This is a genomic window from Halopseudomonas oceani, from assembly GCF_002903165.1.
Classification (GTDB): domain Bacteria; phylum Pseudomonadota; class Gammaproteobacteria; order Pseudomonadales; family Pseudomonadaceae; genus Halopseudomonas; species Halopseudomonas oceani.
Map to the genome: position 1 here is coordinate 95,674 of NZ_PPSK01000007.1, position 12,955 is coordinate 108,628.

General features: G+C 47.3%; 12 protein-coding genes. All 12 read left to right on the forward strand.

All coding sequences use genetic code 11. From position 1 onward, the window contains the following. Positions 1–55: 55 nt before the first annotated feature. Entirely contained in the window at positions 56–1,333 is a 1,278-nt protein-coding gene (gene tviB, locus C1949_RS09380; RefSeq protein WP_104738217.1) for a Vi polysaccharide biosynthesis UDP-N-acetylglucosamine C-6 dehydrogenase TviB, read from the forward strand. 76 nt (positions 1,334–1,409) lie between these two features. Further along, entirely contained in the window at positions 1,410–2,453 is a 1,044-nt protein-coding gene (locus C1949_RS09385; RefSeq protein ID WP_104738218.1) for an NAD-dependent epimerase/dehydratase family protein, read from the forward strand. Further along, positions 2,450–3,730 (forward strand): flippase, encoded by a 1,281-nt coding sequence (locus C1949_RS09390; RefSeq protein ID WP_104738219.1) that lies wholly within the window; start codon positions 2,450–2,452, stop codon positions 3,728–3,730. The genes C1949_RS09385 and C1949_RS09390 overlap by 4 nt, the downstream gene beginning before the upstream one ends. Then, positions 3,730–5,211, forward strand: a complete 1,482-nt coding sequence (locus C1949_RS19265; RefSeq protein WP_146040304.1) for a ParB N-terminal domain-containing protein — start codon at positions 3,730–3,732, stop codon at positions 5,209–5,211. The genes C1949_RS09390 and C1949_RS19265 overlap by 1 nt, the downstream gene beginning before the upstream one ends. Before the next feature lies 1 nt (position 5,212). After that, positions 5,213–6,301 (forward strand): glycosyltransferase family 4 protein, encoded by a 1,089-nt coding sequence (locus tag C1949_RS09400; protein WP_104738221.1) that lies wholly within the window; start codon positions 5,213–5,215, stop codon positions 6,299–6,301. 17 nt (positions 6,302–6,318) lie between these two features. Next, entirely contained in the window at positions 6,319–7,518 is a 1,200-nt protein-coding gene (locus C1949_RS09405; RefSeq protein ID WP_146040305.1) for a hypothetical protein, read from the forward strand. Further along, entirely contained in the window at positions 7,515–8,660 is a 1,146-nt protein-coding gene (locus C1949_RS09410; protein WP_104738223.1) for a glycosyltransferase, read from the forward strand. Before C1949_RS09405 ends, C1949_RS09410 begins: the two co-directional genes overlap by 4 nt. Beyond that, on the forward strand, positions 8,653–9,225 hold the full coding sequence (locus C1949_RS09415; protein WP_104738224.1) for an acyltransferase: 573 nt from the start codon (positions 8,653–8,655) through the stop codon (positions 9,223–9,225). Before C1949_RS09410 ends, C1949_RS09415 begins: the two co-directional genes overlap by 8 nt. A 21-nt stretch (positions 9,226–9,246) precedes the next feature. Further along, complete coding sequence (locus C1949_RS09420) at positions 9,247–10,362, forward strand: glycosyltransferase (protein WP_104738225.1); 1,116 nt, start codon at positions 9,247–9,249, stop codon at positions 10,360–10,362. A gap of 29 nt (positions 10,363–10,391) precedes the next feature. Then, positions 10,392–10,985, forward strand: coding sequence for a sugar transferase (locus C1949_RS09425; protein ID WP_104738226.1), 594 nt, complete (start codon positions 10,392–10,394; stop codon positions 10,983–10,985). Next, a complete protein-coding gene (locus C1949_RS09430) occupies positions 10,982–11,599 on the forward strand; it encodes an acetyltransferase (protein ID WP_104738227.1) in 618 nt (205 codons plus the stop codon). The genes C1949_RS09425 and C1949_RS09430 overlap by 4 nt, the downstream gene beginning before the upstream one ends. 59 nt (positions 11,600–11,658) lie before the next feature. Continuing rightward, complete coding sequence (locus C1949_RS09435) at positions 11,659–12,834, forward strand: DegT/DnrJ/EryC1/StrS family aminotransferase (protein WP_104738228.1); 1,176 nt, start codon at positions 11,659–11,661, stop codon at positions 12,832–12,834. Positions 12,835–12,955: the final 121 nt, after the last annotated feature.

The following is a 12,955-nucleotide window of genomic DNA, read 5'->3' on the forward strand; positions in this document are numbered from 1 at the left end:
CCAACGGTGCATCGACTCTTCTTCTATATATAGTCAACGCAATACGGATAACAGCATGCACAAACTGGAAGACATCAAACTCGCGATCATTGGCCTCGGCTATGTTGGTTTGCCGCTCGCGGTCGAGTTTGGTAAACAGCGCCCGGTTATCGGCTTTGATATCAACCAGGCGCGTATCGATGCGCTGCGCGCAGGCCATGACAGCACGCTGGAAGTCTCTGATCAGGAACTGCAGGAGGCTGCGCACCTTTCTTATACGGCTGATACAGCCGGCCTTGAAGGTGCCAACGTCTATATTGTCACCGTGCCCACGCCTATCGATGAGCACAAACAACCGGATCTAACCCCCCTGCGCAAGGCATCTGAGACTATCGGTAAGACCCTCAAGCGGGGCGATATCGTCGTCTACGAGTCTACCGTCTACCCAGGAGCAACCGAGGAGGAGTGTATTCCCGTCCTTGAGCGGGTGTCGGGTTTGACCTTCAATAAAGACTTTTTTGCCGGTTACAGCCCGGAACGCATCAATCCGGGTGACAAGCAACACCGGGTTACCACCATCAAGAAGGTCACGTCGGGTTCTACCCCCGAGGTGGCAGACCTGATTGATGCGCTTTATAACCAGGTGATCACGGCAGGTACGCACAAGGCCACCAGCATCAAGGTGGCAGAAGCGGCCAAGGTGATCGAAAACACCCAGCGCGACCTGAACATTGCTCTGATCAACGAGCTGGCGGTGATCTTCAACAAAATGGGCATTGATACCGAAGCGGTACTTCAGGCAGCCGGAACCAAATGGAACTTCCTGCCGTTCCGCCCCGGTCTGGTAGGCGGTCACTGCATCGGCGTGGACCCGTATTACCTCACCCACAAGGCGCAAGCCATTGGCTATCACCCCGAAATCATTCTGGCTGGCCGCCGTCTTAACGACAGCATGGGAGCTTACGTCGTATCCCAACTGGTCAAGGGCATGCTGAAAAAGCGTATTCATGTCGAGGGGGCTCGTGTGCTGATTATGGGCTTTACCTTCAAAGAAAACTGCCCTGACCTGCGCAACACCAAGGTGATCGACATCGTGCGCGAACTGGCCGAGTACGATATCGCGGTCGATGTGTACGACCCCTGGGTATCGGCAGAAGAAGCGCAGCACGAGTACGGCATTAGCCCTATTGCCAAACCTCAGCCCGGGGCCTACGACGGCGTTGTGCTGGCGGTTGCTCACCAACAGTTCGCGACCATGAGCGAGCAGGACTTCCGTCAGTTGGGCAAACCACAGCATGTGCTCTACGACCTCAAATATGTCTTGCCAGAGGGGCAGTCAGACCTGCGCCTGTAAACGCGGCCAATAACCAGAAAAAAGCCGGTTCGCCCGATGGCCGAACCGGCTTGATCATTTTTACGGAACCAACACCATGACCCGCTACGAAGAACTGCTGCAGTCCTTGCCGCAAAATCCGAAAACCTGGCTGGTAACCGGTGTTGCCGGCTTTATCGGCTCCAACCTGCTGGAAACCCTGCTCAAACTCGATCAGACCGTCATTGGTTTGGATAACTTCGCCACTGGTTATCAACATAATCTGGATGAAGTGCAGAGCCTCGTAACCGCTGAGCAATGGGCTCGCTTTCGCTTTATCGAAGGGGATATCCGTAACCTGGATGACTGCCGCAAGGCGTGCGAAGGCGTGAACTACGTCTTGCATCAGGCCGCACTTGGCTCAGTGCCGCGCTCCATCAATGACCCAATCACCACCAACGCCACCAACATCGACGGCTTCCTGAATATGTTGGTGGCTGCTCGCGACGCCAAGGTAGACAGCTTTACCTACGCAGCCAGCAGTTCCACCTACGGCGACCATCCAGGGTTGCCGAAAGTGGAAGATGTGATTGGCAAGCCGCTGTCACCGTACGCAGTCACAAAGTACGTGAACGAACTGTATGCAGACGTTTTTGCCAAAACCTACGGCTTCAACACCATCGGGCTGCGTTATTTCAACGTATTTGGCAAACGCCAGGACCCCGATGGGGCCTATGCGGCAGTAATACCAAAATGGACTGCTGCGATGATTCAGGGCGAGCCGGTCTATATCAACGGTGACGGCGAAACCAGTCGTGACTTTTGTTATATCGACAACACCGTGCAAGCCAATCTGCTAGCTGCGACAGCACAATCTGCCGATGCGCGTAATCAGGTATACAACGTCGCTGTGGGTGACCGCACGACTCTTAACGAGTTGCTTGGTGTGATCAAGGAAAAGCTCGAGGCCAATAGCCTGATGGTTAAAAGCCTGGTTCAATATCAAAATGCAAGGCTTGGAGATGTGCAGCATTCACAAGCGAGTATCGGAAAAATCAAAAGTCGGCTTGGATATGATCCTTTCTTTAAAGCAGCAGAAGGGCTGGAAGAGTCAATTAAATGGTACTTGTCGAAGAAAAATGTAAATGGCACTAAAAAATGATGGGCTTGATGCGGCTGTTTTCGCTGAGTGCGTATATAAAAATAATTGGGTTGGGTCTCGGGTTTTTAAACACGGTTCTGCTGACTCGATTAATGACAGCAAAAGAATTTGGGTCGTATTCTTTCATTATATCAATGCTTGCGATTCTCTCGCTTCCTGCTGTAATGGGTGTTCCTGAGGTTCTTATAAGAGAAGTATCAAAATATACAAGCTTGAAAGAGCATGGCTCCCTTTTTTACTTAATGAGGTGGGCTTTTTTCTCAATGTTGTTCACATTGATTTTGTCTTGTACGGTTTTGCTTTTGTGTTGGTATTTTTTTGGGGAGAGATTTCAAGGCTGGAGCGTAGTAGTCGTTATGGCTATTATGATTTTTTCAAGCGTAAACGCTGTAAGGTCGGCTATTTTGCTTGGTCTAAAGAAAGTGATTGCGGGTCAGGTTTCTGAGCTTGCAGTTAAGCCGCTAGCTTTATTTATAATGCTAATAGTGCTGCTGATAAATGGGGCTGAGTTAAACGAAGTTGAAGCGCTGATATGGACAGCCTTGGCAACAATGCTTTCTATGTTTGTTGGGTTTGTGCTGCTGTGGAGAAATATGCCAAAGCTTAATTTTCCAAAAAAAAGCATTAGCGCAGATTTGTATCTTAGTTGGAGTCGAAGTGCGCTGCCACTGGCGCTGATTTCTGGGTTGTATGTGTTAAATCAGCAATTGGATATAGTAATGCTCGGTGTTTTATCTGGCGATGCTGATGTGGGTATTTATAAGGTTGCAAGCCAAATGGGGTTCTTTGTGATATTTGGCCAGCAATTGATACGGCCAGTAGTCGCACCAAGATTTTCTGAGTACTGGAGCAGAGGGAAATTGTATGACTTGGAGAAGATTGTCGTTTTTTCTGGGCGAGTAAGTTTTGCGATTGCTGCACTCGTAACCGTTATAATGATCGTAGGTGGTGAATTTATTCTGAGTTGCATTTTTGGTGATGAGTATGCGAAAGGGTACGCTGCACTAGTCGTTATTTGTATCGGTCAGATGATAAACGCCGCAACAGGTTCAGTGGGGAATCTGCTAAATATGTGCGGTAAAGAGCTGCAAAGTTTAAAAGCCCTAGTTATTGGTCTTGTTGTTAATGTGTTGGCTAGTGTTGTTTTGATACCAATACTAGGTGGCTTGGGGGCTGCAATAGGGACCAGCTTATCTTTAGGTGTATGGAATTTAATGCTTTGGTTTTCAGTAAAAAAAAATATTGGCATAAATCCAGCGATAGTACGAGTTAAATAGTGAATAAGAGTATTACTGCTTCCGAGTTGAGTGGTTTGATTGAGGCGAGGCTTGCGCCGTATTTGAGCGAGAGATGTGAGATATTCAAAGTTCCTGCTATACAGCTAATAACAGCGAATCGGTATGATTTGCTTATTAAGTTGGCATATCTTGATGCTCGTCATTCTAATCCGGATCGTGCAGCTAAGTTGTATGACGAGCACATTCGAGCGTTTGGACTCGGCAGTTATACCGAGCCTGAGAAGCCAGAGAAAAAAAATTTAGAATCTTTCTTGATTGAATTTGATGCTATTTATGAAAGTCTTGCAAAAAATGGCTTCGATAATTGTCGATCTATCATACCGCTGGCATCAGATGGATCAATATTGAATGGGGCTCATAGGGTGGCTTGCTGTATTGAGCTGGGCATCGATGTTTGGTGTATTAAGCTAAATGTGCCTGCTCGAAAGTATGACTACACCTTCTTTCGAGACAGAGGTGTTGAGTGGGATGTACTCTATACAGCTATTCAAACGTTGCAATGTTACAAGCCCAGCATAAGATGCGCTATCGCTTGGCCCATAAAAAGAGATGTCGTTGAGAGTGAGTTTGCAGATCGCAAGGGTGTATTTGTTAAAGAGTCGATACGCTTAGATGAGAGGCAAGCTACAGCACTAGTTAGGCAGGTATACTCAAAAGAGTCTTGGTTAGGTAGCCCTGAGGATGGATATTCTGGTGCGGCAAATAAAGCCGAACAATGTAGGGGTAGAAAGAGCACGTTGACGTTATACGTTTTTGAGCCAGGTTATGATGAGGACCTTCATGAGCTTAAGGAGCGAATAAGAAAGGTTGCCAGAGTTGGAAAGCATTGCATCCACATAAGCGATGGTTATGATGATACTGAATTAGCATGGACTGCAATCCTAAATGAGAATTTTCTTGATTTTTCGTTCGCGGAAAATGTTAGGTCATGTCCTGAAAAAGATAGTAAGTTGATAGGCTTAGAAAAAAAACTTTATAAAGCTAATATAGAAAAAAGAAAAGTCTGCTTGGTTAATGGTGTTGTGATCGAGTTGTTAGGCATAAGGAGTGCGGCAGATATTGACTTGGTTGGAGATGCGGATTTTCCTAGCCAGGCTATAGATGGTTTGGACTTTGATGATCGTAAATATATTATTATAGGGAAAACCGCTCAGGAATTAGTTGAGGATCCTCGTAATTATTTTCATTATTTTGGCTTCAAAATCCTGAGTGTTCCATTGCTTTTGCAGTTTAAATTGAAAAGATATGAATTGCTTGGCGATCTCAAAGATAAACTTGATGCGGAGGCCATTTCCGCGTCGCTTGATCAACGTGGACGAGGTAAGCGTTGGAAAGTTATAAAAGTAAGGGTGTTTTTTTTAAAGAAAAGGATTCTCTCTAGATTTCGGCGAGCAGTCAAGATGCTGTTGGTAGCTACAAGTACCTATGACTTTGTGAAAAAAATACTCAAGGGAAAATGATTTGAAGCTTTACTTAATTACGCTTGCAGCTTTTCCTTTTTACTCTGCTGAGAGTATCCATTTGGCTATGTTTGGTAAGGCCATGAGCAAGCTTTGTGACTTTGAGTTGCTGACTCCTATGAAGCTGTGGCGCCGTGAGACATGGAGCTTTAATTTAAAGAAATACTACGGTATTGATGTTTCTGATATCAATCAACGAAAGTTGTTGCAAGTAAGCCCAGCAGGAAAGAGCTTTGTTAAGCGTGCCATAGCCATAGCTGCTAATAATGGTGGCCTTGTTTATGCTAGGCAGCAGGTTGTAGCTGAGGAAGCATTAAAGAATTCAGTCGGTTTTGTATGGGAAATTCATGCACTGCCATCAGCGGCTGGCCTGAAGTTAATCGATTCAGGATTGAAAGCTGGACTACTGAAGAAGGTGGTGGTTATAAGCCATGCGCTGAAAAACGATATTGTTGACTCCTTGGGCTTAGAAATAGCTGAGAGCATCCTTGTGGCGCCTGATGCTGCAGACGATAGCAAGTTCTCATATTGCACTAAACGTAGAGGCAAGCTAGTAGTAGGCTACGTTGGTAGTGCTTATCCAGGAAAAGGCGCAGAAATTATACTGCCCCTTGCGAGAAGATGCCCTGACGTCGAGTTCTTGTTTTATGGTGCTAGTAAGAATGATGTTGCTATTAAAGGGTATGGTGCTGTTCCTGATAATTTGATATTCAAGGGAAAGGTTCCGTATTCTGAGATACCTGCATGTTTTGATGAGTTTGATATTGCACTATTGCCAAATCAGCCAAAGGTTATAGTGGCAAATGGCGATGACATTGGGAAGTACACTTCCCCTATGAAGTTGTTTGAGTATATGGCTGCTGGAAAGGTAATCATTGCGTCGGATCTGGATATAATAAAGGAGGTTCTTACGCATCGCTATACCGCGCTTCTTGTTGGTCATAATGATGTTGACGCCTGGAAGCAAAGCTTAAAAGAGGTATTGAACGACTCTGAGCTTGCTGGCTTATTGTCTGTCAATGCCCGCTCAGAGTTTAGTGAGAAATATACTTACTCTGCTCGGGCTAGACTTATCATTAATTCCCTTTGAATCTTTAGGGAGGGATTGTGCGTAGAGTTCTTTGCTTCTTTTTGCTTTTTAATGCGCTTTATGGGCCTAGATTGATTTATGTGGATCTAATGATGGCCACGGTTTTTGTCCTGGCAGCTATAAATATTGTTTCGCTGCTGTACTTTAAAAGAAGCATTGCTTTTTATAAGTTGCTCGGTGCACTCGCTGTCCTGCTTTTTCTGTCTGTCGTTCATTATTTGTATACGGGTTTTGCAGAGTTCACGCTGCTGTCGCTAGTTGGACGATTGGTTGTGTATTTATTGGCGGCGGATTTTTTAGTATTTATATACATCTTCTATGTTGGTGGAGTTTGGGCTCTTTTGCGTGATGTAATTTACGCAACCGCTTTAAACTCGGTTTTTGTGGTCGCTGCTTTTTCCTTTCCCGCGTTTCAAGGGTTCTTGAGGGGGGTGATGGATTATGGTAGTCAGCTCAATTGGATTGAAACAAGGCACCGTATTTTTGATATTAGTTTAGGTGGTGGTGCGACTGGATCCTTTACATTTGCTTTAGTGTATTTGGTTGGCTTAAGTGTTCCTGTTATTTTTAGGCCAAAATTCTATTATGTTCTTATGTTTTTGATTGCTATTGCCGCTGGGCTTATGGGGAGAACAGGTGTTTATCTTATTGTTCTAATAACTTTCCTCGCTGTTTTGAAGGGTGTGTTTAGCTTTAGTTTGAGGAATGCCTCTGTTTTCTTATGCTTGGTTGGTACGGCTTTTCTTGCTGTATACCTCTATCGCGATATTATTTTTGATTCGGCTTTTTTTTATTGGGCTGCTGAAGGTTATGCCGGTAATAATGATACTGCCAATGCATTGATTAATATGTTTTTCCTTCCAGAGCACGACCTGCTATTAGGTGATGGGCATTTTGGCAGAGTGCCTCCTAATATCATATATTCGGATGTGGGCTACGTACGTGCTCTGCATGCGATTGGCATAATCGGAGTTTTTCTCCTGTATGGCTGGCTTTTATATTTTGTTTTTATTGTGCGCTCAAGTTTCAAGGGGTTGCCTTTCCCTTCTGTGGATAATTTAATTGTTTTGATGACCTTTTTTATATTTATTATGAATGTTAAAGAGTTTCACATTGGTTCTAGAGGGACCTCGCTGCTTTATTTTTTGGTTGTCCTGACCTTGGGTGGATGCTTTATTTCGAGTAAGCCTGTTGGGATCACGAGGGAAGGCCAGTGAAGCGCGACGTTGTTGTATCTTTAGAGCATCGCTTTTACCGATTTAATGGCGATGTCTATACTCTACTTAGTTTTTCGTATGATTATTGGGAAGATTATCTTGCTTACTTTGATAGTGTGTTGGTCGTGGCTAGAGTAAAAGATGTTGAGTTTGTTACTGATGATTATGTGCTTGCTTCTGGTCCTAATGTAAAGTTCTCTTCTATGCCCTATTACGTTGGTCCGCGCGAGCTCATAAGGGTGTTACCAAAAATTATTTATTGTGCGTTTTGCATCGCTCGTGATAATCGGTTTTTCTTGTTGCGTAGTGGTAATGTTTCTAATTTTCTATGGGTTTTCGTATTTCTTTTTCGGCGCTCTTATTTGCGTGAGTATCCAGGTGACATAAAGGCTGGAATAATGGGGGTTGCGGGTAAGAGTTTATTTGTTCGCATGGTTGCGTCTTTTTTGGATTGGTTGGCTAGGATTCAGGGTCGATACTCTAAAGCAAATAGTTATGTGAGTAACTATTGTAAAAGTATTTATGGTAGCAAGCGGCCCAGTTACGTTTTTTCTAGCTTTAGGCTCGATGAGATTTCTAGTGCAAAAAAGGACTATTCACTAAACTCTCCTCTTCCGGTGCTGATCTCGGTTGGGCGTTTAGAAGGGGAGAAGGGGCACTCAGACTTGATGCTAGCTTTGCATGAATTATCTTTACAGGGACACCCAGTGAAGTTATGTCTCGTTGGTGATGGCCGCCAAAGGGACTCTTTGAGTCGGATGTCTTCTGCCCTTGGTGTTTGCTGTGAGTTTTTCGGGGCTATTACAGATCGAGATCAACTTTTTCGCGTAATTCGCTCGGCCGACATTTTTATCTTGCCGTCCATTACTGAAGGGATGCCTAGAGCACTTCTTGAATCTATGGCATTGGGAATGCCGTGCATCGGTACGAGAGTAGGAGGGATTCCTGAAGTTTTAGATAAGGAAGCTCTAGTTGATGTTTCTGATTCGAGGGCATTGGCAGAAAAAATTCTTGAGTTTTTAAGTGATGCGGATAAAAGAAAGGCGCATGGCTTAATGAATTTAGATATTGTTCAATCTAAATTTGGGCAGAGTGTTCTTCAAGAGAGAAAGTTTGCTTTTTGGGGAAGTCTTCATGAATAGATTTTTAGCGGAGCTTAAGTATCAGGCTAGGTACGCAATGCCTATCTGGTTGATTAGCGTTTCGCTATCTTGGTTGCCAGATATAGGTCCTTTTATTCGGTTTAGAGGGCTGCTTGTTTCGCTTTTTTTGCCGAATAGACCTAAGGGCTTTACTTTGGGTCGAGATGTTACCTTTCTGTCTATTAATAAGCTGTTTTTAGGTGACAACGTATACATTGCGAAGGGATGTTGGATTAATGCAATTGGACGCATAGACATAGGTGATGAGGTTATGTTGGCTCCTTATGTCGTGATGTCGTCTAACAATCACGGATTTAAGGATGGTTCAGTCAAGCGCGGAGGCGCGCATCCCGCTCCTATTCGTATCGGTTTCGGTACTTGGCTTGCTGCTCATGTTGTGGTGGCAGCGGGCGTAAATGTAGGGAAAGGGAACGTCGTTGCTGCTAACTCGGTTGTCACTAAAGATACCCCTAATGACGTGATTGTTGCGGGTGTGCCAGCCACGCCGATTAAACATCGCGTTGACAACCCATCACGCCTTTTGAGTAAGCATGATGTGGTTTAGTTACAGGTTTTTAATGAGTTTATGAAGAAAAAAATTTGCTTCATGATTACCGATGCTGTTTCGTTTAATGTTCTTTGCAGAGGGCAGCTTGAATATATAAAGCGCGAGCTTGATGCTGATGTCACATTAATCTGTGGCGGAGATAACGATGAAATTCATAAGCTAAAGGGGCGTGGAGTTGGTAAGGTGTGTATCTTTCCCTTTGAAAGAAAGCCGTCCCTCCTTAAAGATTTTTATTGTTTGTTTGCGCTTTTTTTGTTCTTTTGTTGGAACAGATTTGACCTAGTAGTATATTCTACACCTAAGGCTATGTTGCTTGGATCTCTCTCATCTGCTTTCTCCTTTCAAAAAAAAAGGGTTGCTTTGGTTCGTGGTAGGGTGTACGAGAACTTTTCTGGGATTAAGCGCTATGTTTTCTTGTTTTTTGACAGAATTGCGTTCCGATTTTCACATGAGGTTGTCTTTATTTCATCGTCTTTGATGGCTTCATACATAGACGAGGGAGTTGCTGATTCTCGATGCGCACGTGTTCTCGCCAAAGGTTCTTCTAACGGTGTAGATATTGATAGATTTGTTCCAGCGAGGGAAAATTGCGGTCCTTTTCGAGTGGTCACGGTAGGTAGGCTCTGTGTTGATAAGGGTGTAGTGCAGCTCGACAAGATCGTTAGGGGGGTTAAAGCTAAGAACCCAGCTATTGAGTTTGAGTTTGTAGGTAAGATAGAGGACGCTCGTTCCTCAGAAATTGTTGAGCGTCTGTTAGAGATTGATGGCGTTACCCATTTTGAGAATGATCCATGTGTAGAGCAGGTCTTTCAGCGAGCTGATCTGCATCTCTTTTTATCGAACAGAGAGGGCTTTGGTAATGTTGCCCTTGAGGCAGCGGCTTGTGGTGTACCCACTTTGGGACTTGATGTTGTTGGTGTACGTGACAGTATTTCTCAAGGTGTTTCTGGGATGAGATTTGATGTCGATGATGTCTCTGGAATAATAAATGAGATTATTCGAGCCTCTGGAGATAGAGAAGCGTATAGGCAACAATATTCTGGCGCACGTTGCTGGGCTATGGAGAACTTTTCTCAAATCGTGGTCTGGAGCGCTTACGTCGATTTTTATGCCGATTTGTTAGGTTATAAGTAAACAGAGATTATTTCGTGAGTTTGATCTTTATGAAACGCCTTTTGGACGTTTTTTTTTCAAGTACTATCCTGTTGTTGCTTTCTCCACTGATCGGTTTTGTCGCTTGGCAAATCCGCCGCAAGATGGGCTCGCCAGTGTTATTTCGACAGGTGCGCCCCGGCTTGCATGGCAAGCCGTTCGAGATGATCAAGTTCCGCACCATGAAAGACGCCATCGACGCATCAGGCAACCCGCTGCCTGATGCTGAGCGTTTGACGCCCTTTGGTCAGTTTTTGCGCTCATCCAGCCTGGACGAGTTGCCGGAATTGTGGAACGTGCTCAAAGGCGATATGAGTCTGGTGGGGCCGCGACCGCTGTTGATGGAGTATTTGCCTCTGTATTCAGCCGAGCAGGCTCGGCGGCATGAGGTGCGGCCGGGTGTAACCGGTTGGGCGCAGGTGAATGGTCGCAATGCGCTGAGCTGGGAAGAGAAATTCAAGCTGGATGTCTGGTACGTGGATAACCAGTCGCTCTGGCTGGATATCAAGGTGCTGTTTCTGACCGTTAAAAAGGTGCTGGTGCGCGATGGCATCAGTGCGGAAGGCGAGGCAACCATGTCGAAGTTCACCGGGAGCGACTCGTGAAACACCTTGCGGTGCTGGGTGCCAGCGGCCACGGGAAGGTGATTGCCGAATGTGCTGAGGTCTGCGGCTGGGATCAGGTCAGTTTCTTTGATGACCGCTGGCCAGCGCTGGCGGTTAACGGTCATTGGCCTGTCATCGGCGGCACTAAAGAACTGATTGAACGCCTTGCTGAGTTTCAAGGTGTGCTTGTGGGGATCGGCAACAACGTTATCCGCTTGACCAAACTCCAACAGCTACTGAATGCCGGGGCGCATGTGCCTGTGTTGCAGCACCCCTCGGCTAACATCAGCCGGTATGCACGTATCGGTGCTGGTTCAGTCATTTTCGCGGGTGCGGTAATTAACGCTGACAGTGAACTCGGTCAGGGTGTCATCGTCAATACGGGGGCCACCGTTGACCATGACTGTGTGCTTGGCGATGGGGTACATATCAGCCCCGGAGCAAATCTGGCTGGGGGCGTTGTTGTCGCGGCCAGAAGCTGGGTTGGCATTGGCGCCAGTGTTCGACAGTTGGTGCGGATCGGCAGTGATGTTGTTGTCGGCGCGGGTGCCGCCGTTGTGGCCGATGCTGCTGACGGATTGATCCTGGTAGGCGTGCCAGCGCGGCCTCGTTAATTCGCTATTTTTGCCGCGCAGTAACGGCTGCTCGGCCTGTCTTTTAAGGGCTTTCTACCATGCTTAACACCCCGTTTTCTCCTTGGCCGTCGTTTACCACAGAAGAAGCCGACGCGGTTCACGCAGTGCTTTTGTCCAACAAGGTCAATTACTGGACAGGACAGGAAGGGCGTGAGTTCGAGAAAGAGTTTGCTGCCTGGGCTGACTGTACTCATGCGATTGCCCTGTCCAACGGCACTCTGGCGCTGGATCTGGCACTGAAAGGGCTGGGTATCGGGCCGGGTGACGAGGTGATTGTCACGCCGCGCACCTTTCTGGCATCCGCTTCGAGCATTGTCACCGCAGGTGCCGTGCCGGTGTTTGCGGATGTGGACCGTGACTCGCAAAACATCACCGCCGAGACCATTGCAGCGGTGCTGACCGAGCGCACCCGAGCCATCATCTGTGTGCATCTGGCCGGTTGGCCCTGTGATATGGACCCGATCATGGCGCTGGCAGACGCGCACTCGCTGTTTGTGATTGAAGACTGTGCGCAGGCGCACGGGGCGCGTTACAAAGGGCGTTCGGTGGGCTCAATCGGTCATGTGGGGTGCTGGTCTTTCTGTCAGGACAAGATCATGACCACTGGCGGCGAAGGCGGCATGGTGACGACCGATGATCGCGAGTTGTGGTCGAGCATGTGGTCATACAAGGATCACGGTAAGAGCTGGGAGGCGGTTTACGAGCGTGCGCACCCGCCGGGGTTTCGCTGGCTGCATGAGAGCTTCGGCACCAACTGGCGTATGACTGAGTTGCAGGCGGTGATCGGGCGTATTCAATTGCGCCGGATGACCGACTGGACCGCTGCGCGTACCCGCCACGCCGAGCAGATCTGGGATACCTGCCGCGCATTTGATGTTGTACGCGTACCGTCATTCCCCGCCGATTGTGTGCATGCCCATTACAAGTGTTATGTGCAGGTGGTGCCGGAGAGGTTGGCTGCGGGCTGGACGCGTGACCGTATTATCGAGGCGATTGTGGCAGGGGGCGTGCCCTGTTTTCAGGGGTCCTGTTCCGAGGTGTATCTGGAGAAGGCATTTGACGGTACCGGCTGGCGGCCGTCCGAGCGTTTGCCGGTGGCCCGCGAGCTTGGCGAGACCAGCCTGATGTTTCTGGTGCACCCGACACTGACCGAGGCCGAAATGACCAAAACCTGTGCAGTAATCCGGGCGGTGCTTGCCGAGGCGGGTTGCTGATCAGCAGGCTGTAGAGCCCGCCGCAGAGGCGCATAACGCGGATTGCGGTGAGCTGCTGACAACGGGATGGTGCCGATTTTGCTTGGTTGACGTTACGAATGGGGGCGTTGTGTGCCGTTGC

Excerpts from the sequence above, each read along its gene's own strand:
- tviB (WP_104738217.1), top strand. The coding sequence starts at position 56 with ATGCACAAACTGGAAGACATCAAACTCGCGATCATTGGCCTCGGCTAT.
- C1949_RS09385 (WP_104738218.1), top strand. The coding sequence starts at position 1,410 with ATGACCCGCTACGAAGAACTGCTGCAGTCCTTGCCGCAAAATCCGAAA.
- C1949_RS09390 (WP_104738219.1), top strand. The coding sequence starts at position 2,450 with ATGATGGGCTTGATGCGGCTGTTTTCGCTGAGTGCGTATATAAAAATA.
- C1949_RS09415 (WP_104738224.1), top strand. The coding sequence starts at position 8,653 with ATGAATAGATTTTTAGCGGAGCTTAAGTATCAGGCTAGGTACGCAATG.
- C1949_RS09420 (WP_104738225.1), top strand. The coding sequence starts at position 9,247 with ATGAAGAAAAAAATTTGCTTCATGATTACCGATGCTGTTTCGTTTAAT.
- C1949_RS09425 (WP_104738226.1), top strand. The coding sequence starts at position 10,392 with ATGAAACGCCTTTTGGACGTTTTTTTTTCAAGTACTATCCTGTTGTTG.
- C1949_RS09435 (WP_104738228.1), top strand. The coding sequence starts at position 11,659 with ATGCTTAACACCCCGTTTTCTCCTTGGCCGTCGTTTACCACAGAAGAA.